The sequence below is a fragment of the Nitrospiraceae bacterium genome (assembly GCA_035623075.1).
Classification (GTDB): Bacteria; Nitrospirota; Nitrospiria; order Nitrospirales; family Nitrospiraceae; genus DASPUC01.
In genome coordinates this window covers 122,892-148,581 of the sequence record DASPUC010000020.1, presented here as the reverse complement: position 1 = coordinate 148,581, position 25,690 = coordinate 122,892, and the positions used below count along the sequence as shown (strand labels likewise).

At 54.2% G+C, this 25,690-nt stretch carries 27 protein-coding genes; 6 read left to right on the top strand and 21 right to left on the bottom strand.

Annotated elements, in window-relative coordinates:
* Position 1: 1 nt before the first annotated feature.
* The 4 genes from VEI50_04520 to VEI50_04505 all read right to left on the bottom strand — a co-directional run bounded on the left by VEI50_04520 (position 2) and on the right by VEI50_04505 (position 3,301).
* Complete coding sequence (locus VEI50_04520) at positions 2-1,369, bottom strand: hypothetical protein (protein HXX74369.1); 1,368 nt, start codon at positions 1,367-1,369, stop codon at positions 2-4.
* Positions 1,370-1,433: 64 nt separating this feature from the next.
* Positions 1,434-1,961: a polysaccharide biosynthesis/export family protein gene (locus VEI50_04515; GenBank protein HXX74368.1), complete on the bottom strand. Its 528-nt coding sequence runs from the start codon at positions 1,959-1,961 to the stop codon at positions 1,434-1,436.
* Positions 1,962-2,130: 169 nt separating this feature from the next.
* A complete protein-coding gene (locus VEI50_04510; protein ID HXX74367.1) occupies positions 2,131-2,796 on the bottom strand; it encodes a polysaccharide biosynthesis/export family protein in 666 nt (221 codons plus the stop codon).
* Between the two features lie 157 nt (positions 2,797-2,953).
* Positions 2,954-3,301, bottom strand: coding sequence for a PilZ domain-containing protein (locus tag VEI50_04505; protein ID HXX74366.1), 348 nt, complete (start codon positions 3,299-3,301; stop codon positions 2,954-2,956).
* 363 nt (positions 3,302-3,664) lie between these two features.
* Between VEI50_04505 and VEI50_04500 the strand changes: the two genes are divergently transcribed.
* Together VEI50_04500 and VEI50_04495 are read left to right on the top strand one after the other, a co-directional pair.
* A complete protein-coding gene (locus VEI50_04500; protein HXX74365.1) occupies positions 3,665-4,273 on the top strand; it encodes a LuxR C-terminal-related transcriptional regulator in 609 nt (202 codons plus the stop codon).
* A gap of 195 nt (positions 4,274-4,468) precedes the next feature.
* Positions 4,469-4,948 (top strand): hypothetical protein, encoded by a 480-nt coding sequence (locus VEI50_04495; GenBank protein ID HXX74364.1) that lies wholly within the window; start codon positions 4,469-4,471, stop codon positions 4,946-4,948.
* 37 nt (positions 4,949-4,985) lie between these two features.
* Here the strand turns inward: VEI50_04495 and glgA are convergent, their stop codons facing one another.
* The 17 genes from glgA to VEI50_04410 all read right to left on the bottom strand — a co-directional run bounded on the left by glgA (position 4,986) and on the right by VEI50_04410 (position 20,857).
* The gene (gene glgA / locus VEI50_04490) at positions 4,986-6,494 is read right to left on the bottom strand and encodes a glycogen synthase GlgA (GenBank protein ID HXX74363.1); all 1,509 of its coding nucleotides are present in this window, start codon (positions 6,492-6,494) and stop codon (positions 4,986-4,988) included.
* Between the two features lie 20 nt (positions 6,495-6,514).
* Positions 6,515-6,970 (bottom strand): hypothetical protein, encoded by a 456-nt coding sequence (locus VEI50_04485; GenBank protein ID HXX74362.1) that lies wholly within the window; start codon positions 6,968-6,970, stop codon positions 6,515-6,517.
* 59 nt (positions 6,971-7,029) lie between these two features.
* Complete coding sequence (locus tag VEI50_04480; protein ID HXX74361.1) at positions 7,030-7,386, bottom strand: DUF971 domain-containing protein; 357 nt, start codon at positions 7,384-7,386, stop codon at positions 7,030-7,032.
* A gap of 46 nt (positions 7,387-7,432) precedes the next feature.
* Positions 7,433-8,185, bottom strand: coding sequence for a DNA repair protein RecO (gene recO, locus VEI50_04475; protein ID HXX74360.1), 753 nt, complete (start codon positions 8,183-8,185; stop codon positions 7,433-7,435).
* A 61-nt stretch (positions 8,186-8,246) separates the two neighbouring features.
* A complete protein-coding gene (gene mgtE, locus VEI50_04470; protein HXX74359.1) occupies positions 8,247-9,707 on the bottom strand; it encodes a magnesium transporter in 1,461 nt (486 codons plus the stop codon).
* 10 nt (positions 9,708-9,717) lie between these two features.
* Entirely contained in the window at positions 9,718-10,602 is an 885-nt protein-coding gene (gene era / locus VEI50_04465; GenBank protein HXX74358.1) for a GTPase Era, read from the bottom strand.
* A gap of 4 nt (positions 10,603-10,606) precedes the next feature.
* Entirely contained in the window at positions 10,607-10,957 is a 351-nt protein-coding gene (locus VEI50_04460; protein ID HXX74357.1) for a septum formation initiator family protein, read from the bottom strand.
* 17 nt (positions 10,958-10,974) lie between these two features.
* Entirely contained in the window at positions 10,975-12,261 is a 1,287-nt protein-coding gene (gene eno, locus VEI50_04455; GenBank protein HXX74356.1) for a phosphopyruvate hydratase, read from the bottom strand.
* A gap of 20 nt (positions 12,262-12,281) precedes the next feature.
* The gene (gene gatB, locus VEI50_04450; protein ID HXX74355.1) at positions 12,282-13,739 is read right to left on the bottom strand and encodes an Asp-tRNA(Asn)/Glu-tRNA(Gln) amidotransferase subunit GatB; all 1,458 of its coding nucleotides are present in this window, start codon (positions 13,737-13,739) and stop codon (positions 12,282-12,284) included.
* Between the two features lie 2 nt (positions 13,740-13,741).
* Positions 13,742-14,059, bottom strand: a complete 318-nt coding sequence (locus VEI50_04445; protein ID HXX74354.1) for a YtxH domain-containing protein — start codon at positions 14,057-14,059, stop codon at positions 13,742-13,744.
* Positions 14,049-14,456, bottom strand: coding sequence for a DUF948 domain-containing protein (locus tag VEI50_04440; GenBank protein ID HXX74353.1), 408 nt, complete (start codon positions 14,454-14,456; stop codon positions 14,049-14,051). The genes VEI50_04445 and VEI50_04440 overlap by 11 nt, the downstream gene beginning before the upstream one ends.
* A 41-nt stretch (positions 14,457-14,497) precedes the next feature.
* Positions 14,498-15,964, bottom strand: a complete 1,467-nt coding sequence (gatA, locus tag VEI50_04435) for an Asp-tRNA(Asn)/Glu-tRNA(Gln) amidotransferase subunit GatA (protein ID HXX74352.1) — start codon at positions 15,962-15,964, stop codon at positions 14,498-14,500.
* 14 nt (positions 15,965-15,978) lie between these two features.
* Positions 15,979-16,329, bottom strand: coding sequence for an aspartate 1-decarboxylase (gene panD / locus VEI50_04430; protein ID HXX74351.1), 351 nt, complete (start codon positions 16,327-16,329; stop codon positions 15,979-15,981).
* A gap of 20 nt (positions 16,330-16,349) precedes the next feature.
* Positions 16,350-16,643, bottom strand: coding sequence for an Asp-tRNA(Asn)/Glu-tRNA(Gln) amidotransferase subunit GatC (gene gatC, locus VEI50_04425; GenBank protein HXX74350.1), 294 nt, complete (start codon positions 16,641-16,643; stop codon positions 16,350-16,352).
* Positions 16,644-16,734: 91 nt separating this feature from the next.
* A complete protein-coding gene (gene glmS / locus VEI50_04420) occupies positions 16,735-18,564 on the bottom strand; it encodes a glutamine--fructose-6-phosphate transaminase (isomerizing) (GenBank protein ID HXX74349.1) in 1,830 nt (609 codons plus the stop codon).
* A 2-nt stretch (positions 18,565-18,566) separates the two neighbouring features.
* Positions 18,567-20,192 carry a bifunctional UDP-N-acetylglucosamine diphosphorylase/glucosamine-1-phosphate N-acetyltransferase GlmU gene (gene glmU / locus VEI50_04415; GenBank protein HXX74348.1) on the bottom strand — a complete coding sequence of 542 codons (1,626 nt, stop codon included), beginning with the start codon at positions 20,190-20,192 and terminating at the stop codon, positions 18,567-18,569.
* Positions 20,189-20,857 carry a DUF502 domain-containing protein gene (locus tag VEI50_04410; GenBank protein HXX74347.1) on the bottom strand — a complete coding sequence of 223 codons (669 nt, stop codon included), beginning with the start codon at positions 20,855-20,857 and terminating at the stop codon, positions 20,189-20,191. Before VEI50_04410 ends, glmU begins: the two co-directional genes overlap by 4 nt.
* Positions 20,858-20,989: 132 nt before the next feature.
* Here VEI50_04410 and tmk point away from each other — a divergent pair, with 132 nt between their 5' ends.
* From tmk to VEI50_04390, 4 genes are read left to right on the top strand one after another with little or no spacing between them, the layout of a single operon-like run.
* Positions 20,990-21,667 carry a dTMP kinase gene (gene tmk, locus VEI50_04405; GenBank protein HXX74346.1) on the top strand — a complete coding sequence of 226 codons (678 nt, stop codon included), beginning with the start codon at positions 20,990-20,992 and terminating at the stop codon, positions 21,665-21,667.
* Positions 21,668-22,696: a DNA polymerase III subunit delta' gene (holB, locus tag VEI50_04400; GenBank protein ID HXX74345.1), complete on the top strand. Its 1,029-nt coding sequence runs from the start codon at positions 21,668-21,670 to the stop codon at positions 22,694-22,696. It abuts the gene before it with no gap.
* A 38-nt stretch (positions 22,697-22,734) separates the two neighbouring features.
* Positions 22,735-24,831, top strand: coding sequence for a methionine--tRNA ligase (gene metG / locus VEI50_04395; protein HXX74344.1), 2,097 nt, complete (start codon positions 22,735-22,737; stop codon positions 24,829-24,831).
* Positions 24,828-25,682: a hypothetical protein gene (locus tag VEI50_04390; protein HXX74343.1), complete on the top strand. Its 855-nt coding sequence runs from the start codon at positions 24,828-24,830 to the stop codon at positions 25,680-25,682. The genes metG and VEI50_04390 overlap by 4 nt, the downstream gene beginning before the upstream one ends.
* Positions 25,683-25,690 lie beyond the last annotated feature (8 nt).

Sequence of the window (25,690 nt, the reverse complement as noted above, 5' to 3'; positions counted from 1 at the left end):
GTTACTTCCAGAGCATGGTGATACTTAGAATCCCGGTATACCGATCAAATTTCTGAGACCCCAAAGGCGCAGTAGTTGACCCACCAGTCGTCACCCCCGTGCCCGTGAAGGAATGTGCAGATCCAGAGAGGGTTACGAAGGCCGTACGACCTATCATATGTTGGAGCGCTAGGTTGCCCCCGTAACCATGATAAGAAATGCTTGTCCCAGAAGTTGGGGTAATAAGCGAGTCACTGCGCGCATATTGTCCCATTGCCTGCACGTAGAAAGCCGGAGTAACTCTTCGCGTGACTGAAGCCGTGACCACATTGCTTACTTGTGCACCGCCCCCGCTAACCACGCCGGGGAATACTCCCCCTGTATAATTGAGATTTGCAATCGTCCTGGCACCACCGGCGATAATGCCTCCGATCCCAATCCCCCCTGGTGCTCCACCGACAACAGCGGCTCCTCCCGCCCCCGGACCAACCCCGCCTAATCCGCCACCCGGCAGCAAAGCGCCAAACGGGTTGGGGCCTGGTGCATCGACCCAATTGAGTCCGAACCCCGCGTTGTAGGCAGCGACATCGGTTGAAGAGGTCGATGTACTTCCTGGAGCGGCCGCGTTATTTGCACCCTGATTGACTACGGTGGCTCCGCCAAATAGGGTTGTTTTGAACTCTGGCATCCACGTTCTATTCCAAAAAGCATTTGCCCCATAACTGTGATAGCGAGGGATATTTCCTCCAGGAAAGTCGCCCTGCTGGTATAGGAAGTTGACCCCCATGATGTCAGTGGCGGAGACTTGCACCTGTGGTCCTGCAACAAGACTCTGGAAATTGGTGTCATGCCCTGTGATGCTCGGCTGACTTGCAAAGGAATGGCCAAAACGAACTAGTGAATACGTGTACGTGGCCCGGAGGTTCACAGTCGGAGTCAATGCGTAGTTCCCTGTAAGAAAGGATGCGTTCGTAAACGTATTGGTACGAACAATCTGAATCCCCCTGGCGAAGGGATTCACCTGATCACCAGAAGTCAGATCAGTCGTTGAATACGTCGGCGCCTGTGGAATGTAAGAGGCGCTTTCGGCAATTTGCAGGGATGCTTTAGGTATGAACCGCTGCACTAATTTGTCCAGAATGAATTTACCTCCTCCATATCCCCCGAAATAGCTTAACCCCGGATTATTTATGTACTGCTCCCCGATTCCTCCTGCTACCAGCCCAGCATCCATTCTGTCTCCGAGGTGCACTACAGTTAATTGAGGTGTCGTCCCGGTCACAAAATCATTACTGGTTGTTCCTGGCAAACTGACAGTGTTAAACACATTACTGTCATATCGTTCATAAATCGCGATCGATGGAAGCACCATCGTTTCCCCTTTGGCCACAGAAATGCCTCCCAACCCCATCGTCAGCGAGCCGAAAAGACCTGCTAGACAAATCCCGGAAAGTTTACGGCACGACAATGACATCCCCTGACTTGAGGACAAAGTTTCGCACGGGGCCTTTTCCGGAGACGAGATCATCAAATCCCACTGGAATATGGACTTCGTGCATGTCACCGTTGCCATTCTTAACCATACGAACTACTTGCATCTTGTTCTTTGCCGCAAATGGGGTGAAGCCTTGGGCCAACGAAACCGCCTGCAGAACGGTTGCAAAGGACTTGAGCGGATACTTACCCGGCTTGCTGACCTCTCCAGTTACGAAGATAAAGTAGCTGCTGACCTCCTTGACTTGTACTGAGACGGTTGGAGTCGACATGAATTCCGTCATTCGCTCGGCAATCCGCTTCGCCAGAACATTCGCCGTGAGTCCTGCTGCTTGAACATCCCCAATAAGCGGCATGGAAATCATTCCATCCGGTCGAATGACGACCTCCCGCGAGAGATCCTGGTTTCGCCATACAGTCACGACCAATACATCTTCCGGCCCCAGCAGCCATTCAGTGGGAAAGCTATAGTCCACCTGATACTCCATCTTAGGGGCGGTACATCCCAGACTAAGGCAGAGCAGGCTCAAGATAGAAAACGGTACTATCGCGGTGCGCGACCTTAGAATCGATTTTTCTCTGTCAACTTTCTCGTTCTTCATTAGAGGACTCCCCACAGTGCCTGAGAGCAATGGGTCCAATATCTCAAGAAATGTGTCATCGAGCTGGAATGACAACCATCGTTTCCGATGGGACGACAATCGTGTCACCAGGCTTAAGTTCGATGTTCTGGTTAGTGCCATCTCGCAGAACGATGTCATCATAACTGGCCTTAATTTTCGTTAGAGGTTCGCCCTCTTTAGCGAATCGAAAAATAACAATCTTATTGCGTGACGCAACCGCTGTGAACCCGCTGGCCAATGTGATCGCTTGAAGTAGTGTAGTCTTGCTTTTGAGAGGATACCTTCCTGGTTTCGCTACTTCGCCAAGCACATAAATGGCGTAACTATTCACCTCTTTGACAACGATTGACACCGTTGGATTCTCCATATAGGCTTTGAGTTTATCTGAAATTTCATTTGTAAGCTGCGTACTGGTTTTCCCCACCGCAGGCACATCACCAACAAGAGGTAAGGAGACTCGACCATCAGGTCTGACCTGAACGGTCTTCGAAAGGTCAGCGTTTTTCCAGACGGTAATATCCAACACGTCTTCTGGACCAATGATGTAATCCGCCGTCACAGTCAGAGAGGATTTCTCCTCGAACGACTCTGAAAGAGGCGTCATTACGCTTGAGTTCAACTTGGGCTCAGCCAATGCACTCGCGCACCATGAAACCAGGAGCAGAATCGCAGCAATGAAGCTACGTATCATGATCTTCATACAAACCTCTTCCGACAAAATCGTGGTTATTGGGAGTCTTAACAATAGCCTGCATTAATGATCACCTGGAGGTCATGCTTACGTGCAATTGATGAATGTTCTTCGCCACAAAGCGCCATAGGGCATTCATCATCTCCGTCGCGATAAGGTGCTCGCCTCAGAACATAAACTTCAGGCCAACGAAGTACGTTCCGGTGCCGTTATTCCGACCGAACGGCAATCTCCTTGTCCAACGCACTTCAGCTAAGGTGGGCGTCTCAGCCATCGTGATCGGTGTCGGCACAAACACCTTCAGTACCTGGTCGATAGCTGGTGCCTGATCCATTAAAAGCAACATCCCGCCGTTACTGATGTTGACGGAAAGGGCCTTGCCTTGGCGGGTCCTTGCAACAGGATCATCCACCGGCGAGGTCATCTCGTACGGAATTGGTCGTAAGAGCGCGACCCGTTCACTATGCTTTTGAAAATTTGTCATGATCGGCCATTCCCACTCAATCTGTGCCACGGTGCCCCCCTAAGAGAGATGATGGAATGTGCTGCGCGCCTACAGCAAAGCAGTGCAAGTCTCGAAATTTCGGTTTTCACTCACATCCATTCGATCGAATCTTATGAATAGCCTGCGTGAATAATGATGTTAGGAAAAGGTACAGCGGACGTGAATGCCAGTATAAAAATCCCTAGTCACACCGACAATACCAATGACGTAGGCCTCGTTTCCCGAAAGGTGGGGTGTTGACTCCCTCGAAAGGGTTAGGTACCATTTCACCTCTGGTGAGGTTTCGTGGTGACATCTCATTGTTACATTAGCAGAATTCCTTGGATTGTCTAGAAGACTCCTCATAGAATCCTCGTAGATAATTCCTACGCCATGAGCGATCCAACAGGTATCCCAGATCCAGCCGAAACCCTGGCTGACCAGCGGGCGGGCCCGGGCATTGTTGTGCTCTCGGCCTCCATGCAGTTACTTCACATGAACCGTCAGGCATCCGAATTGTCTAAGCAGATTAATGCCGCCCTGCACGGAGGAGGGGCTTCCAAAGCTGCCCACGGCGTATTGCCAACAGCTCTCACAGAACTCTGCGGCGAGATCGTCAAAGCGCTTCACATTCGTACTGAAGCGAAAGACTGGGAGCAGTTTGAAATCAAACGAGTGACAGGCAACCCGGACCAGCCGGTTTTATTACGGGGATTTGGCTTACCAGATCGAGGCGGTGTGCAATTTGCGCGGCTGGTCGTCACTATGGAAGAGTTGGCCCGACGGCAGCAACTGAACACAGACCAGGCCAAAGAGAAATTCCAATTGACCAATCGGGAACAGTCGGTCGTGGAACACCTGGCAAAGGGATGGACGAATAAAGAAATCGCCAATGCGCTTCAAATCACAGAGCAAACGGTTAAAGAACATATTAAACATATTATGAGGAAAACCAACGCAACGACTCGTACTGGGATCCTCGTTCAAATCTTCAACTCATAATCCAGCACAGTACCTGCCTCAAATATGCCATAGTGGGTTATTTTCAGCACAGCTCAAGTAACTTAATATATTAAATAAATCAATTAGTTATAATGACAATCTCGTCGGCCTATTGATTGCATAACCCGAGAATGAAAAGGCGAACTCTTTATGAGTATGAGAATGAACCGAAATATCTCCCCAATGAAGACACCCATGGCTGTGGTCACGGGTCTGCTTCTCTTGTCATTGGTCGGCTGTCAAACAAGCCAACCCATGAACGCGGCAGTCATAGACAATGCCGGTTTCATGGACCTGTGGAAAACATATTCTCACTGCCAAGCAGGGTCGGACGTTGAAAGCTTGCAAACCGATGTGGTCACTTTGGCCCGTGCAGCCAATGATTCTTCGGCACGGGAATCCTTCGTCCTCCCCTTACCGAAGAAGCTTGAACAATTCGTGGGCCAGCCAACTAATCGCTTCGCCGTGGACGTGAGGGCCATGGCAGCAGCTTGTTCGATTCGAACAGGGCAGCTTGCCGTGGACGCCGGTCATCTCGACGTGGCGAAGGGTCTCTTCAAGTCCGTGATTGCTCAACCAGAAACTGATGATTATAAGTACTACTCTTCGCAAGCGCAGATTTTGCTCGCAGAGCTTGAGGCGAGATTTATTCAGTTAACACAACGCCTCCCCTAACTCGCCGCTTCTCCATCACCACCCGAACGCCAACGAGCTAAGCTTTCCTCTTTTGCTCCCGGAGAAGGGTCAAGAAGAGCTGATTATACGATTGGGCAGATCGGGCCCAAGACACATTCGTCCTCATACCTGCTAGAACCAGCCTCTTCCAGGTTGAGCGATCGTGATACAGAGCGATCGCCTTCGTTATCACGCTGAGCAACGATTCGGCCGTTGCTGCTTCAAACTGAAATCCAGTGGCGGTTCCTGCCTGGGCGTTCGTTGGAGTGAACGGCACGACGGTGTCGGCCAACCCTCCTGTCTTCCTGACGACGGGCACCGTGCCGTAACGAAGACTGTACAACTGGCTCAGCCCGCATGGCTCATATCGAGACGGCATCAGTAAGATGTCAGCCCCTGCTTCGATTCTGTGTGCAAGTGCTTCGTCGAAGCCGATGACGAGCCCGAATTGTGATGGAAAGCGCTTCTGCAATGCGCGGAATCGTTCTTCATAGGCAGGATCGCCAGTCCCCAAAACTACCAGTTGCACGTCCTGTGTCATGAGATCAGGAATGATATCGCCGACGAGATCTGATCCCTTTTGAGAAACAAGTCGGGCGATCACACTGATAAGTGGGACATCTTTCTCTGGCAACTGAAACTCTCGCTGGAGGGACCTTTTGCAAATGTTCTTCCCAGCTTGGTTCGCCACAGAGTAGTGGGCTGGCAAATGGGGATCCGTTTCGGGATTCCATTGCTCGACATCAATGCCGTTAAGAATTCCCGTGAGCCGGTGTCGGCAATGTCTCAACACGCCATCCAACCCAAAACCGAATTCCGGCGACAGAATTTCTCGAGCATATGTTGGACTCACCGTGGTCAGACAATCGGCAAACACAATTCCCCCCTTGAGCAAATTCACTGAGCCGTGGAACTCCAACGTGCTCGGGGTAAACATCGATGGAGGAAGCCCGGTCCTTGAAAAATCCGACGCCGGGAAAATACCCTGATAGCCAACATTATGGAGCGTTAAAAGAATCCGGGAACCCTGCAGATCAACCTGTTCCCGATAGGTCGTTTTGAGATATGGAGCGCAGAGTGAGGTCTGCCAGTCGTGAAGATGGAGGATATCTGGTTTCCAGCTATGCCGGGCATTGAGATACGCCATCCCCTCGAGAACTGCGCGACTGAAGAAAGTAAATCGATCCAGATTATCCGCGTAGTCACCCCCCTTGTCCTGATACAGTCCGACGCGGTCAAAGAAATGATCGTGACGTAACGCCCAGACTCGGATACGGTACCCGTCTTGATCTACCGGAGCCACCTCTTCCTCGATGACCGTGTCGGCTGGGCCATTCGGAGTGGGGACACGGAATGATCCAACGGCTCGAAACGATCGGCCTGAGTCTTTCACACTTCGGTAGTAGGGAAGTATCAAGATGACATCATGACCAAGCTTGGCAAATTCGAGGGACAATGCCCCGACGACATCAGCCAATCCACCAGTTTTCGCGTAGGGAGTTGCTTCGGAGGCCGCGATGAGGATATGCAGGGACGGATGTATCATGAAAGGGTAGCAGTACCGGCCTACCGAGGAGGCCCCGATGGCATGTCCATCCTCGGTTTGAACTGCTCCTCTTTCTTCCATTCCCGCCCCATCGAATGGAGCTTGTCTGCGGGTAACGACTCGCGATACACGAGTCGGTTGTCCAGGAAGACCACCAACCAACCCTGGTCTGGATAGATAAGCGAGAGTCCTTCGCCTACTTCGAAATCCGCCTCCCACCCTTTCGGCGATTCTCCGATGGCGAGACGCGATTGTGGAACCTTGGACCCATCTTTCATCCCAAAAAAATGCATGAATTCTGATCGTTGATAGGCCGGCTTCCCCCACGCCCTGACAAAGGCTCGTGGAGTGAGTTGATTTAATACCAGCTCATTGTTCCTGACATGCTCCGCCTGCTCCTCGATCGGAGGAACTCCGCTACAGCCGATAAGACCGAATACTCCCAACACCACAAACAGGCCTATCCTATTTTTCATCCAATGGAGAAGGATCACTCGCTGAGGTAGCACTGGGGCCCGTCGTACCCGCATCGAGCTCATAGGAGACGCCGGCTCCTCGGCTCGACCGGTTTCACCGGCTGACATTGATCACATTGACACAGCTTTCTCAGAAGGGAGTACGAGTAGATCCCGGTATCATGACCATCACTCCAAGTAAATTGCAGCGCGTATCGCCCGACTGGTGCGATATCCTGAAGCATGATAAGGAGCGGCACATCGTCTGGCTGAAGCCGGCGCTGGCCCGTCCATTCATCGACACAGGCTGCGCAAGGGCAGTGCTGGCGGAGGTAGCGCACCGGATAGACGGCCTTGTGGCCGTCGCTCCATTCAATGCCCAACACCCCTTTGTCGACCCAATCCATGTCCCTGGGCTCAAGAACCGTCTCAGTCATCTTCATAGGCCTCATGCCCCGCACACATTAATTAGTATTCTACACCTCATGATGAGGCGATCAGAAAATCGACAGGAGGCAGCCGTTTCCCAGCAACAACGGTTACATACCCCTCGATTGCATTTTCCAATTCGGCCCGTACTTGCCCCGCAGCTTTCAAGCGTGTGATGACGGATGGTGCAAGCCGCAACGCTTGCTGCAACAATGAAAGACTCCCACGTGAAAGTGGCAGGCAATGGGCTGCTTGATGCATGGCACAAGTTGTACAAACCAGTCCCCCGGACACCGGAGAAAACTGAGGTTCTCCGACCAAACGAGCCTTGCCGCAGGCCGCACACTGATCGGTTTGGGGACGGAACCCTGTTAATCCGAGCAGACGAATCTGAAATAGCAGCGCTGTCATCGCAGGATCTGAACTTGTCATCATGGATTGGAGCCCCTGCTCCAGCGTTTCGAACAACTCCGGGTCCGGATCCCCTTCCGGCGTGACAGCCGCCACAACATTAGCCATCCGAGCTGCCGCCGCCATCACGGTTAAATTCTCGCGACACCGCCCAAATGGTTCCAACAGATCAACCTGTGAAATTCTGTAGAGGGAATCGCCCGATTTCTCGAACAGATTGAGATGAGATAGCGTCAAGGGTTCAAGCGCCGCGCCGAATCGGCTTTTCTTCCGTCTGGCTCCCCGAGCGATTCCACGGATCTTCCCGAGAGACCTCGTATAGAACGTCACAATCCTATCGGCATCACCCCATTTTCGGCTTTTCAGCGTGATGGCTAAGGTCTTAATTAGTGGCATGTGATCGCTGCCGATTCAGACCATACCATTCTCGGTTGATGACCAATGGATGATCGACGCATTACCGGAGGTATTCCATAAACACCGTCGCGAGGGTGAGGTAGATGGTAATACCGGTGATATCGTTCGCCGTCGTAACGAAAGGCCCGGCCGCCACCGCCGGATCAATCCCCATCCGCTTCAACACAATCGGCATGAACGTGGCCATACTCGTCGATACGAGAAATGCGGTGAGCAATGAGATGCCGACGACCACGCCCAGGAACCCCTGATGCCAGATCCATCCGACAGCGGTGAGGATCATCCCGCAGGCCACGCCCATCAGCAATCCGATTCTGACCTCGCGGAAAAACACGGTCCAGACATCAGACAACTCGACGAGACCCGTCGCCAGACCGCGGATGATGAGTGTCGACGATTGCAATCCGACGTTCCCGCCCATCGCGGCAATGACCGGGATGAAACTCACGATGGCGACGACTTCTTGAATCGTATAGCGGAACTCCCACAGGATGGCTCCCGACAGCAGACTGCCCACCAAATTCGTGAACAGCCAGGGAAGTCGAACCTTGGCGGCGGAAAGACTGGAGGACTTCGAGACCGCTTCCTCCTCGATCGCACCAGCCATTTTGAGCATGTCTTCCGTCGCCTCTTCCCTGATGACGTCCACAACGTCGTCAACTGTGATGATACCGACGAGGGTCCCTTCCTTATCCACCACGGGGATCGCCAACAGGTTGTAACTGGCCACCTGGCGCGCGACTTCTTCCTGGTCCATATCCACCGTAACGCTGATCACATCGCGAGTCGCGATGTTTTTCAGTGGTGTAGATGGTGGAACGGTCAACAGTTGCCTGAGGGACAGCACACCAACCAAGTGATCGTCTTTATCAGTGACATAGATATAGAAAACCATTTCCGCATCCGTCGCCTGCTGTAGACGACGGATGGCATCCTGGGCCGTCGCATCCTCCGAAAGCGCGAAGAACTCCGTGGTCATGATGCCGCCGGCCGTGTCTTTTGGATACTTCAGAATATCGGCGACTTCGGTGGAGTGCTCCGTTTTCATCAAGGCGAGAATGTCTTTCGCCCGATCTTCTGGAAGGACGCCAAGAATATAGGCAACGTCGTCGGGACCGAGGTCCTTCAACAACCAGGCGACATCAGAAGGCAACAGGTCCGCCAGCACCTGCATAATGCTGTCGCCATCAAGCTCGCTGAGCACCTGGCCGCGTTTGGACTCCCCGCGAACCAGCTCAAAGACCTCTCGTTTTTCCTTTGGCGAGGAGAGGTGACCGACGACTTTGGCGATGTCCGCGGGGTGCATCCGTCCCAGCATCTTGGCCAGATTTGTAATGGCCCCGCGCCGCAGCAGCCGTTGTACGGAGAGCAAGACGATGTCGGACTTCGTCTGGCCTCGTTCTGCCTGGTCACGCAAGGCCTCGCGCAGTGCGTCCTTCTCCGTTTGACGAGGACGCTGCTCGATCGGTTTTGACTCAGGTATGCGTTCCGTCGGTTGCATCACCAGCTCGCTAATATCCCAGTTCGATCAGTGCCCGCTCGTCTTCCCGCCATGCCTCTCGCACCTTGACCCACATCTCCAGAAACACTTTCTTCCCGAGCAATCGTTCCATATCCCGTCGCGCCTCGGTCCCCACCGTCTTCAGCCGTTCTCCTTGCTGTCCAATCACGATCGCCTTATGGGATTCTTTCTCGACGAAGACTGAAGCGTTGATCCTGACCAACTTCCCTTCCTCCATGAACTGATCGATTTCAACCGCGACCGAATGAGGCACTTCTTCGTACGTTTGCTTGAGAATCTTCTCACGAATCATCTCGGCTGCCAACATCCGCATCGATTGATCCGTAATCGTCTCATCATCATACGCCGCATCGCCTTCCGGGAGATGCGTGACCGTCACGTCCAATAACCGCTCGACATTATCTCCCGTCTCCGCAGACACCGGCATCACTTCAGTCCAGGCAAAAAGTTTGGCATACATCTCCAGCACCGGTAGGAGCTTCAACTTATTGACAGCATCGATCTTATTCACGACAAGAATCACAGGCCGTTGACGCTTGGCCAGCGCGGCCTTTAGATGGTCGATCACAAGGAGGTCGCCAGGCCCTGGCAGACTTGTCGCCTCCATCAATACATACAGCACGTCGGCCTCTTCGAGCGTCTCGACGGCCGTCTTGACCATCCGGCGATTCAACAAATGCTGCGGCTTGTGAAGTCCGGGAGTATCCAGCAGGGCAATCTGCGCGCCAGGAGCATGCACTACTCCTAAGATTCTCGTCCTCGTTGTTTGTGGCTTGTCCGAGACGATCGCAATCTTTTCCTGCAGCAGCCGGTTGAGCAACGTCGACTTGCCGACATTCGAGCGCCCGATGATCGCAACAGTGCCGAATTTCATGTTTCTACGGGCGCGCCCGCTCCTGTGGTGAATCCGGAACCAATTGATAGACCGTTTCGCCTTTCCGCACCAGTCCCAAACGCTCTCTCGCAAGCTGTTCAATCTTCACCGGGTCTCGTTCGAGACGGTCGATCTCGGCGCGGAGAGCCCTGTTGGTCCGTTGTAACTCCATAATATCCAGTTCCAGCTGCTGTGCATGATTCCGCATGGCGAGGTACCGAGGGAGCCCCATTTCACCGAAAAACAAGGCGGCTAACAGGAGCGCACAGGCGCCAAGCCCAACATAGTGAGCGACCGTCACCAGGCGCCGTTGCCAGTCCAACCACTGGCGGCCACGATTTTGCTTAATGATCATGCGTCACGCACTCATCATCAGGAACGCCCCGGGACGGCCTCCAGTCCACGGAAGAGAGCCATCGATCCCAGTTCTTCTTCGATCCGAAGCAACTGATTGTACTTGGCTACCCGATCTGTTCTTGAAAGCGATCCTGTCTTAATCAAGCCACTATTGGTCGCGACCGCGACGTCGGCGATCGTCGTATCTTCGGTTTCACCGGACCGATGCGAAATGATCGCCGTGTAGCCGGACCGCTTCGCCAGCTCGATGGCATCGAGCGTCTCGGTCAATGTACCAATCTGATTGAGCTTGATCAGAATCGAATTTCCAATTCCTTCTTTAATTCCCTTGGCAAAGATTTCTACGTTCGTAACGAAGATGTCGTCTCCCACCAGCTGGACTCGCTTCCCCAATTTCTCCGTGAGCATCTTCCAACCCTTCCAATCCAACTCGCTTAAGCCGTCTTCGATCGACAGAATCGGATACCGATCCAGCAATTTACCATAATAGCTGATCATCTCTTCCGACGAACGTTCCGGGTTCTTCTCGGCCTCGAGCATGTAGCGACCCTTGTCGTATAGCTCACTGGCCGCGCAATCAAGAGCCAGCGCGATGTCCTGGCCGGGCTTATACCCTGCTTCTTCGATCGCCTGCGTGATGAGGCTCAAGGCCTCTTCATTAGATTGGAGATCCGGCGCAAATCCACCTTCATCACCGACCGCCGTGTTCAGACCTTTCTTTTTCAGCAGACCCTTCAGGACATGGAACACTTCGGTTGCCATCCGTAAAGCTTCGCTGAACTGCGTGGCGCCAATCGGCATGATCATAAACTCTTGTAGATCGAGCCGATTGTCCGCGTGAGCGCCCCCATTGATGATATTCATCAGCGGCACAGGCAACACCCTTGCGTTCGTTCCGCCTAGATAACGATAGAGTGGCTGACCTGTCTCAGCTGCAGCTGCCTTGGCCACGGCAAGCGACACGCCAAGAATCGCGTTCGCTCCGAGCTTCCCTTTCGTCTTGGTCCCATCCAGCCGGATCATCGCCTGATCGATACCAGCTTGATCGAAAGCTTCTTTCCCCAGGAGTTCCGGTGCGATGATCTTGCCGATGTTCGTGACGGCCTTCGATACCCCCTTGCCCATCCAACGCTTCTTGTCGCCATCGCGCAGTTCAATCGCTTCCTTCTCGCCTGTCGAGGCCCCAGACGGCACTGCCGCTCGTCCTAAGGCACCACTTTCGAGGGTTACCTCCACCTCAACTGTCGGATTCCCTCTCGAATCCAGAATCTGCCTCCCCTTGATCTCTCGAATTGCGCTCATGCTGTTTGCCCCTCTTTCAATTAAGCTCCCAATTTCTTCTTGAGGAACTCATTCACCTTGGCCGGATTTGCTTTCCCTCCGCTGGCCTTCATCACCTGCCCGACCAGAAAGCCAAGCACTTGCTGTTTCCCTTCTTTGAACTGCGCTACCTGCGCAGGATTCTTTGCCAATACTTCTTCAATGATTTTCTCAATGGCCCCCTCATCAGAAACCTGCTTCAAGCCTCTTGCTTCGATAATCTCGGCGGCGGTTTTTCCGGAATTAACCATCTCTTCCAATACCTTCTTAGCAGTAGCCCCATTGATCGTCCCGGAATGTGTCATTACGACCAATTGGGCCAATGCTTCGTGAGTAACTTGGATCTCCGTGGTTGTTTTGCCGACCTTGTTCTGCAGCCCCCGCAGGTCTCCTATGATCCAGTTCGCAGTCTCAGCACCGATCTCAGTATCGGAAAACCCTCCCTCCTTTACAGCACTTGCGGTTGCAGCCTCAAAATATTCAGCAGTATCCTTGTCAGCCGTCAGTACACTGGCGAGATAGTCGGAAAGGCCGTACCGGTCTTTCAGGCGTTTGTGCTTGGCGGCTGGTAGCTCTGAAACAGTCTTGCTCAGTTCCTCGATCCATCCATCAGAAATCTTCAGCGGCACCAAGTCAGGATCAGGAAAATAGCGATAATCGTGTGCTTCTTCCTTTGAACGCATCACCGCTGTTTCCTCTCGATCGATGTTCCAGAGGCGTGTCTCTTGTTGAATCTTGCCGCCCTCGTTTAGAACCTTTGTCTGGCGTTTGATTTCGTATTCGATTGCATCCTTCACGAATTTGAAGGAGTTGATGTTTTTCAATTCCACTTTCGTGCCAAATTCTTTTTGACCAAGCGGCCGAAGAGACAGGTTCGGCTCACAGCGGAAATTACCCTTTTCCATGTCGCCATCGCACACATCCTGATATATGAGGGTCTCGCGAAGGCTTTTCAAATACGCCACCACTTCATCGGCCGACCGCATGTCCGGCTCAGTCACAATTTCGAGCAAGGGTGTGCCTGCGCGATTTAAATCCACACGGCTGCTGTTTGTACCTGTCTGGTGCACGCTCTTCCCGGCGTCCTCCTCAAGATGCGCCCGGCGGATGCGAATTCTTTTCTTACTGTCGCCAGTTATGAACTCGATCCAGCCGTGCTCACAAATCGGTGCTTCGTACTGAGAGATCTGATACCCCTTGGGCAAGTCCGGATAGAAGTAGTTTTTTCGGGCAAAGCGATTATGAGCGCCGATCGCACAGTTGAGGGCCAGCCCTGTACGGACCGCCATTTCGACCGCCGCCTGATTGATAACCGGCAGGGTTCCTGGCAGACCGAGACATACAGGGCAAGTCTGACTATTCGCCGTGAGACCGAACATCGTGCCGCAGCCGCAGAACATCTTGGACTTGGTCCGCAGCTGTGCATGGACCTCGACGCCGATCACCACCTCATAGATCATGCTTAGCCTTGATCGCCCGACATGCGATCACGTTCCCGGCGCATCGCCTCACGACCCGCTTCGAACGCTTCCCGCAGCACGGACTTCTTGGACTCGACGTATTCACGTCCTTCGCCGACAGCTTCTTCAATCACCTCGCCGGCACGACCTGCCAACTCGCGCAGGTTATCTTCGGCACGGCGCGCATAGCCACGCAGCTGTTCGCGCGACTCCCGTCCAGACTGCGGGGCCAGCAACAGAGCCGCAATCGCACCGAGAGCAGTACCGCTGATGAAGGCCAACAGGACTCCTGCCGCCGAAGACCCACGATCATCCGCCATTGTGAGACCCTCCTTCCTTCCCCAATCGATCCTTCATGACTCTGGTTGCCGCTTTGAATCCGGCCACCACGCTTGCCACATTCATTAACATTGTGCCTCCCGACCCTCGTACGACGTTATGGACCTGCTGGACGGATTCTCCCACTTCTCCCATTGCGTGAAGCAATACCGCGGCATGTTCCACGCCACTCCGTGCCTGCTCCGCCATATCGTTCACATTCTGGCTCATCGCACGCAACTCTGTGATAAGCGGTGGGAGATCCGTGCTCATCTTGGCGAGCAACTGTTGTGACTCCACAACCGTCTTGCGCATCTGAACCAGCACCGGCACAAGATAGCCCACGAGTACCGCGAAACCAACTGCTACGAGACCAGCTGCCATTTCAACCATTGTCATGAGACTCCTCCAGCTATCGTTTCCTTCTCACCCTTGGTGCCCTATCGTACCACCGGTTTCTTCAAATGCCACTGCGTGCTCTGCTCATAGGCATGCGCTGCGCGAAGGATCGTGTCTTCTTCGAAAGCGCGTCCGATCAGCTGCAGGCCAATCGGTAACCCCGCTTGGCTGAATCCGCAGGGCACCGAGATCGCCGGCAATCCGGCAAGGTTGACTGAGATTGTGTAGATGTCGGACAAGTACATCTGCAACGGATCTTCGATTTTTTCTCCCAGCTTGAACGCTGGTGTGGGAGTGACAGGCGTGGCGATCACGTCCACTTCCTTGAAGGCGGCGTCAAAATCCTGCCTGATCAACGTGCGGACAGCCTGCGCTTTACCGTAATAGGCGTCATAATAGCCGGCGCTGAGCGCATAGGTGCCCAGCATGATTCGGCGTTTCACCTCAGGCCCAAAGCCTTCCTGCCTGGTTTTCATGTAGAGGTCGAGCAGATCCTTGGTCTCTTTGGCACGCAGGCCGAACCTCACACCCTCAAATCGCGCGAGGTTGGAACTGGCCTCTGCGGTCGCAATCACATAGTAGGTCGCAACGGCCGCGTCGGTTCTCGGTAAGCGGATCTCTACAACCTCGCCACCAAGATTCTTTAGTTCCTCGATCGCAGCACGGACGGATTGCTCAACTTCCGGGTCGAGCCCTTCCGTAAAGAATTCGACCGGCACGCCAACCTTGAGTTTTCTCAGATCATTTTTTTTGAGCGCTTTGAGATAGTCCGGCACGGGAACATCTGCTGAGGTTGAGTCGAGCGGATCATGGCCCGCAATCACCCCCAACAACAGCGCGGCGTCTGTGACATCCTTCGTGATGGGACCGATCTGATCAAGCGACGAGGCGAAGGCCACTAAACCGTAACGAGACACCCGCCCGTACGTCGGTTTGAGTCCGACGACTCCGCAAAACGCGGCTGGCTGACGAATTGACCCGCCGGTATCAGAACCCAAGGCGGCAGCGCATTCATCGGCCGCGACGGCAGCCGCTGACCCGCCACTTGATCCTCCCGGCACATAGTGAAGATTCCACGGATTCCGGCTGGAACCAAACGCCGAGTTCTCGGTGGATGAGCCCATCGCAAATTCGTCGAGATTTGTCTTGCCGAGCAGGATATAACCCTGATCATGCAGCTTTTTGATCACCGTCGCATCGTAGGGAGGGACAAAGTTGCCGAGCATGCGAGAGGCACAGGTCGTAGGCACCCCTTCGGTGCAGATATTGTCCTTGATCGCCAGAGGCATTCCCATCATGGGTAACGTCTTGCGCCATCCCTTCAGCGCCTCGTCCAGCGCACGCGCCTGTATCACCGCAGTTTCCTTGGTCTGGGACACATAGGCCTTTACCTTGTGCTCAGTTTGACCGATGCGAAGAAAATAGGCACGCACGATCTCGCTGGTCGTAATTTCGCCGGCTATAAATTTCTTCTGGAGCTCGGAAAGGGTGAGCTTATGAATCGACATCAGCGTTTCGTTTTCTACGAGATGATTCGGTTTTTATCGTTGACTTGGATGATCTTTGGCGCGTGCCGTTTAATTTCTTCCTCTCCATAGTACTCGTAACAAAAAATGATGATCTGGTCTCCGACCGCTCCCTTGCGCGCAGTCGGCCCGTTGAGGACGATTTCACCGCTACCCCGCTTGCCGGCCATCGCGTAGGTCATGAACCGCTCTCCGTTATTCAGGTTCGAACAGACAATCGCCTCGTAGGGAAGGATGCCCGCCGCTTCCATCAGGCCCTCGTCGATCGTGAGGCTGCCTTCATAGTCGAGACAGGCCTCGGTCACCGTAGCACGATGGATTTTCGACCGTAACATCTGCCTAAACATCGCTACCTCGTATCAGTCCGCTATCGTTCTTCAATAATCTTCGGGACGATGAAGAATCCCTCTGACGTTTCAGGAGCGTTCGCCACCGCCTTTTCGACCGAGAGAGAAGGTCGAACCTCATCTGGGCGAGAGACGTTGACCTGACCCAGCACCGTCGCCGTAGGTTCCACCCCGGTCGTGTCATACTGTTTCAGCGTCTCCACGTATGTGAGAATCTGACTTAGCTGTTTCGCAAACGCAGTCTTCTCGACTTCGGTCAACTCCAACCGAGCCAGCTTCCCGACATTCTCGACTTCCTGCTTGGTAATTTCCATGGTTAGCTTTCGGCGATCAGCTTTCAGCTCTCAGTTTCAGAACTAGTCGCTCATCAAACTGAAAGCTGACAGCTGATGGCTTCCCTGCTCTTCATTCAACCGTCACACTCTTTGCAAGATTCCGGGGCTGATCCACATCCGCCCCACGCAACACGGCGATGTGATACGCGAGCAACTGCAACGGAATCGTAAACAGAATCGGCGAGATCAACGGATGTGTGTCAGGAATCGTAAAGACGGCGTCGGCCGTTTTCCCTAACTCACGTTCCCCTTCGGCCACCAGCGCGATGACTGGCGCATGTCGAGCCTTCACTTCCATCAGGTTACTGACGGTCTTCTCGTACAAGCGATCCTTCGGAGCCAACACCACGACCGGCATGTCTTTGTCGATAAGCGCGATCGGACCATGTTTCATCTCACCAGCCGCATACCCTTCGGCATGGATGTATGAGATTTCTTTGAGCTTGAGGGCACCTTCGAGAGCGACCGGATAATTGATGCCGCGACCGAGATAGAGAAAGTTCCGCTTCTTATGGTAGCGCTTGGCAATCGCCACGACCTCCGCTTCGCGCTTCAGCACATGCTCCACCAACACAGGTAATCTGACCAATCGATCGAGCCACGCCTTTCCATCAGCCACCGATATCGCATTGCGGACACGCGCCAGATGCAGGGCGAGCAAGTACAAGGCGGTCAGTTGCGCAGTGAACGCCTTCGTCGAAGCTACCCCAATTTCCGGCCCACAATGCGTGTACAGCACGCCATCGGACTCGCGAGCCAATGTGCTTCCGACCACATTGACGATCGACAGGACGTGCGCGCCTTTTCGTTTGGCTTCACGCGCCGCAGCCAATGTATCCGCGGTTTCGCCGGACTGTGAGATGGTGATAAAGAGGTCGCCCTTCTCCACTAAGGGATCGCGATAGCGAAACTCGCTGGCGATATCGACTTGGACCGGCGCACGGACCATCTCCTCCAAGAGGTACCGACCCACCTTTCCGGCATGCCAGGAGGTGCCGCAGGCCACGATCCAAATCCGGCCGATCTGAGCGAACTGTTTTGGAGTGAGACCAATATCCGGTAAGTCTGCTTCGCCAGCCTCGTATGAATACCGCCCGCGCATAGTATCGAGAATCGTCTGTGGCTGCTCGTGAATTTCCTTGAGCATAAAATGCGGAAACCCGCTTTTTTCCGCCGCTGAGGCATCCCACGTAATATGGGTCGGCTTGCGTGAGACTGTGTGGCCATCTGCGTCCGTCAGCTGTATAGCCGTGGACGTCACGACGGCAATATCGCCTTCTTCCAGATAGGTTACGTCGCGCGTGTGGGTGAGCATGGCCATGACATCGGAGGCCACAAACGAGGCCTCCCTGCTCCGCCCCACGACGAGCGGACAGCCGGAACGAGCTGCGACGAGAGTTCCCGGTTCTTTCTCTGAGATCACGGCGATCGCGTAACTCCCACGCACGTCCTTCGTCGCCGCTCGTACCGCATCGGCCAACCTGTGCCCCTTGTGCAGGTATTTATCGATCAGATGGGCCACAACCTCTGTGTCAGTCTCTGATTCAAAGTTATAGCCATCCCGCTCCAGCTGCTGTTTCAACGGTTGGTAATTTTCGATAATCCCATTGTGCACAAGCACGCAGCCTTTGGAGCGATGCGGATGGGCGTTCTGTTCCGATGGTTTCCCATGGGTGGCCCATCTTGTGTGGCCGATGCCGACCGTTCCGTGAATGGCTTTCTCATCAAGTGACTTTTGGAGATTGATCAGTTTCCCGACACTCCGGCGCACTTCGATCGTTTCGCCCTTCAGAATGGCGACCCCTGCCGAGTCATAGCCGCGGTATTCGAGTTTTGCCAGGCCGCCAAGGAGAATCGGTACCGCGTCCTGAGCACCTACATATCCGACGATTCCGCACATAGTTATGTTCTGCTGCCTTTCTTGACTTGTTTCCTCTTTGACGCTGGCAATTGTTTCTTCTTCACGCGTGATGCGTGACGCGTGACGCGGACGGACGTCATTCCACGTTTCACGTTTAACGTTTCATGATTCGCGTCGCTTTCCAACGCCCGCCGCTTCGCAGCCCACCCAGCTCGGTTCACTTGAGGCACCCGCGAGATGACGAGTGCGTCGGCCGGCACATCCTCGGTCACCGTCGTGCCTGCTGCAATCACGGCACCGGCTCCTACCGTCACGGGCGCAATCAACTGAGTATCGCTTCCCAAAAAGACGTCATCGCCAATGACCGTCTGCGACTTCCGAATCCCGTCATAATTGCAGGTGATCGTGCCAGCACCGATGTTGACTCTTTTCCCTATCTTGGCATCTCCCAGATAGCTGAGATGGTTCGCCTTCGACCCTTCACCCAGGTCGGTTTTCTTCATCTCCACAAAATTGCCGACTTTTGCCTTCCTGCGAACCAGGACGCCAGGGCGCAGATGCACAAAGGGTCCCAACACCGCATCGTCTTCAATCACTGAGTCCCGCAGCACACAATGATCGAGCACCTCGACTCGATTCCCCACGGTACAGTCCGAAAGACGAGTGTGCGAACGAATGACACAGTCCTCCCCAATTGCTGTCGCCCGTTCAAGCGTCACATTGGGATGGAGAATCGTGTCTCTTCCGATCGTCACGCCTGCATCGATCCAAGTCGATGGAGGATCCATCATTGTCACGCCGGCATCCAGCCATCGTTCGCGAATCTGTTGGCGAATGATTCGCTCGGCTTCTGCAAGCTGTTGACGCGTGTTCACACCGAGGCCTTCTTCAGGACTATCCAGCGAGACAGCCGCCACAGACCGCCCCTGCGCGACCGCGATGTGAACCAGATCAGTGAGATAGTACTCACCTTGGGCATTGCTCGGATCGAGCTTTTCCAGCGCATCAAACAGGAACGCGCCGTCAACCACGTAGGTTCCGACATTGACCTCCCGAATCGCCTGCTCCTCTGTCGTGGCATCACGATCTTCTACGATGCGGGAGATGTCTCTCCCCGCCGATCGCGCGCGAACCACACGCCCATACCCGTTGGCATCTTTCAGAACGGTCGTAAGGATCGTAACAGCTGCCCGCTCTGCTTCATGCACGCGAAGGAGTTCACGAACTGTCGTTTCGCGAAGCAACGGCGTATCGCCGTTCAGGATGAGATACCAGGAGGGGGCCACCTTTGTGCCGACCGCGAACACAGGCCGGCTTTGCAACACCGCGTGGCCTGTCCCGAGCTGTTCCCGCTGCTCAACGATCCACACCCGCGAACGCAGCTGCTGATCGCTTATCGCAGTTTCGATAAGCTGTCGCACTTGATCATTCTGATGCCCAACCACGACAGCCATGCGATCGCCTGCTACCTGCAAACCGAGCTTGACTGAATAGAGCACCATCGGCTGCCCGGCCACCTGATGCAGGACCTTCGCCTGTTTTGAACGCATGCGTGTGCCAAGACCCGCTGCCATCACAATGACGCCGAGACCCGCAACGGGGGCAAGGGGCTCAGAGAAAATCTGAGAATCAGAGGAGTTTGTCTTCGCCGTGCGCTGGTTCTTCATCCGATCGGCACTCCCGTTTCAGGCTGCTTGACGGCGCCCCACTTGGATTCTGTGTTCAGCATCGACATCGCCGACGGCGTCGGTGAATACAGCCCCCCGGACACAATCAATTTCATCGCTTCCTCTACGCTGATATCGACCGAGGTCACTTCTCGCTCCGGGACGAGCAGAAAATAGCCTGACGTAGGGTTTGGCGACGTTGGCACATACACATGGATGAGCGGTTCCTGGGCCAGGTCCTGCATGTCGGTTTTCGTCACACCGGTGACGAAGGCAAAGCAGTAATGGCCGTTTTTCGGAAATTGGATCAGCACGACACGATTGTACGATCCCCGCTCTGAGAACGACAGAATGTCCATCATGGATTTCAACGTTGAGTAGATCCCGCGCACGAGAGGGACGCGATTCAACAGATCTTCCCACCACTTGACGATCTGCCGCCCCATAAAATTAGCGGCGAGGAGACCCGTCAGGAAGATCAACAGGACCAACGCCACAATCCCAAGTCCCGGCACATACCACTCTGGCATCATGCCGGCGAGAAGGTCTCCTAAGATCCCATCCACCGTCACAAACAACGTTTTCAAAATCAGGATGGTTCCCCAGATCGGAGTGATGACCAGGAGACCTGTCAGAAAGTAGCGTTTTAGTGAGGCTTTTAACATAAAAATCCGGCAGGATCTGTGAAGGCTCATCATACAAAGATTTACGAGGGCGTCGCAAGCCTTTTGTTGCTATTTTCAATAACTTGGACTACCATCCCGCCCGCTTTGCCTACCGACAAATCGTGAGGCCCCGTGAGAACGAGAAGGCACCGTGACAAGGGATTTTTCATCACCCTGGAAGGACCGGAAGGAAGCGGTAAAAGTACCCAGGCTGTTCGCCTCACTGCAGCACTTAAACGGGCCAGCTACTCGGTCGTCCATACGAGAGAGCCAGGAGGGACCCCTCTTGCAGAAGCAATCCGGCGTGTCCTCCTGTCGGCGTCATCGCACGAATCGGTCACTGCTGAAACCGAAGCCTTGCTGATCCTCGCAGCACGTAGTCAGCATGTCGCGCACATCATCATGCCGGCATTACAGCGGGGACAGGTCGTCATCTGCGATCGGTTCTCCGATTCCACTTTTGCCTATCAGGGGTATGGACGAGATGTGAACATGCAGTGGCTACGAACAGCGAACGACGTGGCGAGCGGCGGGATTTCACCCGACCTCACACTCTTGTTCGATCTGCCCGTGTCCGTTGGCCTCGCCCGGCGGCGAAAGGCACGAGGAAAACAGAATCGTCTCGATCGGGAGTCCCAACGATTTCATCGGAAGGTCCGGCGCGGCTTTCTCGCCCTCGCACGCCAAGCCCCACGCCGAATCACAGTGATTAATGCCACGCGACGGCCTGAGGACATCACCAGCACCACACTGGCCCTTGTGTTCAATCAACTCTCAAGGTATCGTCTCGTACGAAAACGAAAGTCCTAGATGCCATTTCGCGACGTCATCGGCCATGAACATCCGATTGCCGCTCTCAAGGCAGCCGTCGCTCATGGACGCCTCGCTCACGCCTATCTTTTCCACGGTGAGTCCTCCATCGGAAAACGACTCACGGCGTTACGATTTGCGCAGGCTCTCAACTGCGAGTCGATCTCCGACAGAAGTGAATTGGACACCTGCGGGTCCTGCCGCTCTTGTCAGCAGATCAACGCCCACACACATCCGGACTTTTTCATGATCGAGCCTGACCCTGAACAAACCACCCCGCAGATCAAGATCGAACAAGTTCGCGAGATCGAACAACAGATCGTGTATCATCCCCTCATTGGCTCGCAGAAGATTTGCCTGATCGACGACGCGGACCGTATGACGATCGGTGCGGCCAACGCACTCCTCAAAACCCTCGAGGAGCCTCCGGATCACAGCCTGTTTCTGTTGATTTCGAGCCGTCCGGCGGCATTGCCGGCCACGATCCGCTCCCGCTGTCAGGCCCTTCGCTTCACCACACCAGGGAGAACACAGGTCGAAGCAGCCTTGATCCTCCAACGTCAAATCCCTCCGGCCGAGGCCAGATTCTTGGCGATGGTGTCCGAGGGTCGCATCGGAGAAGCGCTGACGAGCGACACAAAGGACCTGCGAGCACGACAGACAGAATTCCTGGAACTGGTGCAACCGCGATCACTCCAATCGATTACAGTCATCTTGTCGTCTGCTGAAGCCATCGCGAAAGCCGACCGAGCCCAGGATGTGCTCGGATGGCTCGCCCGATGGATACGAGACCTCGTGCTCATTCAAGTCGCAGGCGAGCGTGACCAGATATTTTTTGTCGACCAGTTAGTGGCATTGGAGAGCTACGCCCGTCAGGCCCAAACGGATGTGCTGCTGGATCTCCTGAAAGACATCGAGACAACGGAGCAGAATGCGACCCGCCACCTCAATTTGCATATGGCATTGGAGACGATTCTTCTCCGCTTACGAGACGCAGTGATGCCGCAGTCCGCGTCGCTCCCAGCCTAGCTTTCGTCGGCACCAACCTGTTATCTTTTCACTCGACTATGAGCGCGCCGAACACCTTCTACATCACCACGCCGATCTATTACGTAAACGACGTGCCGCACATCGGCCACGCCTATACGACGGTGGCAGCCGACGTGCTCGCGCGATACTACAGCCAATTGTTGCCTTACGATGTCTTCTTTTTAACAGGAGTCGATGAACACGGACAAAAAGTGCAACAAGCTGCTGCCAGGGCCGGTATTGACCCGCAAAAGTATTGCGACGTTATGGTGCCGCGATTTCAGGAGCTGTGGAAGCGCTTGAACATCTCGAACAATGCGTTCATCAGAACGACAGATGCCAAACACAAAGAGATCGTTCAGCGCTGTCTTCAACGGCTTCATGACACAAGAGATGAAAATGGCAACCGGCTAATTTATCCGGAATGGTATACAGGCTGGTACTGCACATTTGATGAGAGATTTTGGACTAACAAGGATGTGACAGATGGACTCTGTCCTGAATGCAAGCGCCCGGTCGAACAACTGAGCGAGCGCAACTATTTTTTTCGGATGAGCGACTATCAAAAGAGGCTCCTCGATCATATGAAGGCCCACCCAGGTCTAGCCGATACCCCCACAAGCTTCATTCGTCCGTCGTCCCGATTCAATGAAGTTCTAAGTTTTCTCGAAAAGCATCGGTTGGAAAATCTGTCTATTTCACGGCCGGTATCTCGGCTATCGTGGGGGATTAAACTACCGTTTGATCCCAACTATGTGACCTATGTCTGGTTCGACGCCCTGGTCAACTACATTTCTGCTTTGGAATATCTAAATCCAAGAGACGCAACATTCTGGCCGACCACTGGTAATGCGGAGCACAAGGTTATCCATCTCGTTGGCAAGGACATTCTCACAACTCACGCCGTTTACTGGTCCACGATGCTGATGGCCTTGGGCCTCGAACTCCCGACAACTATTTTTGCTCATGGCTGGTGGACGGTGAACGGTGAAAAGATGTCAAAGAGCCGAGGGAATGTTGTGGATCCGAACAAGATTATCGACGAGTTCGGCTCGGACGCGTTTCGATACTTTCTTCTTCGCGAAGTCCCGTTTGGTCAGGATGGCGACTTCTCACGAGAGGCGTTGATTGGTCGCATCAACAGTGAATTGGCCGATGGCCTCGGAAATCTACTCAGCCGAACACTCACCATGATCGAACGGTTCACTCAAGGCATGATTCCTCCAGGCAGTGCGCCCAAAGATGAGTTGGCCAATCAGTTGGAACATGGCATAGGTGAATTGACTGGGTTGGCGATGTCACACATAAGGGACCTGCGTTTCAATCGGGCCCTTGAAAGCATGTGGGAATTGATCCAGCTATGTGATCAGTACATAGACAAGACAGCGACTTGGACTCTAGCCAAGAGAGCAGAGGACAGAGACCGGCTCCACAGCATTCTACATCGTGTGGCAAAAGCATTGGTATTCATCATCCCGGTATTGTATCCATTCATGCCTACTACAGCAGTTGAAATGGCACGGCAACTGGGGTTGAACCCACGAATTAACGATAGGAAGCTAGAATACGATAAGCTACTCCCGGGCGTTCGAATCGCTAAAGGAAAGCCTCTGATTCCTCGAATTGCAATTGGGACAGAGACTATTCCGATTGGGCTGAAGGAGTCGGCTAAAGTGAAAGAGAAAGGCCTCGCAGATGCTGGAACAAAAAAACCACAAGGAGCTAAGACCGTGAGCGATGTAACCTCTTCACCCCAGTCTCAACCCCTGTCGCCTAGCGCCTCTAGCCCCGCGCCTCAAGCCCCTGCTCCAGCACAGATCACCATCGACGACTTCCAGAAAGTTCAGCTCAAGACCGCCAAGGTCCTGACGGCCGAGCGAGTTCCTAAGTCGGAGAAGCTACTCAAGCTTCAAGTCTCCATCGGGAATGAACAGCGGCAGATCGTGGCCGGTATCGGGAAGAAATACGAGCCCGAAGCCTTGGTCGGGAAAACGATCGTGATCGTCGCGAACCTCAAGCCGGCAAAGCTCATGGGCATTGAATCGCAGGGAATGGTCCTGGCCGCAGGAGATAGTGACGTACGAGGACTGATCACGATTCTCGAAGAGGTCGACCCAGGCACCAAAGTCAAATGAATCGAGGAGCTTTTCTTTTTCTCCTTCTAGCCGCTCTGATTCTCACCCCTCTTCCTTGTCTTGCAATCCCCGCAGAAGGCGAGCCACCTCCCGATCTGCATCTCAATGATCCGAAACCGACGATTATCCTCGTGCGTGTCGTGGCTCATGGCTCGATGGTCTTGGGAAAAGACGTGGGAGGGGCACGAGTCACGATCACTGATGTCGCCACAAAGGAAATTCTCGCGACTGGCCTCCAGCAGGGCGAGGCCGGCGACCAAAACCAAATCATGCGGACACCGCATGTGATGGGTGAACCCCGCTACAGTTCCGGACCAGCTGCCGCTTTCACGGCAACACTCGAATTCACCCGCCCGACCCTGGTTGAAGTAACTGCCGAGGGACCGTTGGCCTATCCAGCATCTGCGCAACGGGTTTCGAAAACCGTTTGGCTGATTCCCGGCCATGACCTGACGCACGACGGGATCGTGCTGCATCTGTACGGCTATATCATTCAAATCGAACATCCCAAACCAGGCGAATCCTTGATCGCGAAGGACGACGTTCTTCTCAGAGCCTCTGTGCGGACACTCTCCGGCGCGCTTGTGCGGCCGCATGGGGATTGGGATTCGCGCAAGGCTCATATCTATGGGGAAGTGTTGATCGGGGATCGGGTGATTGAACGGCTTCAGATGTTTTATAGCGGGGAACAAGCCAGCTTTGAAGCACCGTTTTTTGTGCCGGTTCTCAAAGATGCGCCGGACGGCATTACATTGCGAGTGGTCGCGGCTGATCCTGCCAGCGGGAATTTTGGCGTGGGACAGGCCAAATTTCCTGTCCTCAGCGAACGGCTCCCTCCGAGAAAGCCGTGACCCCCGAC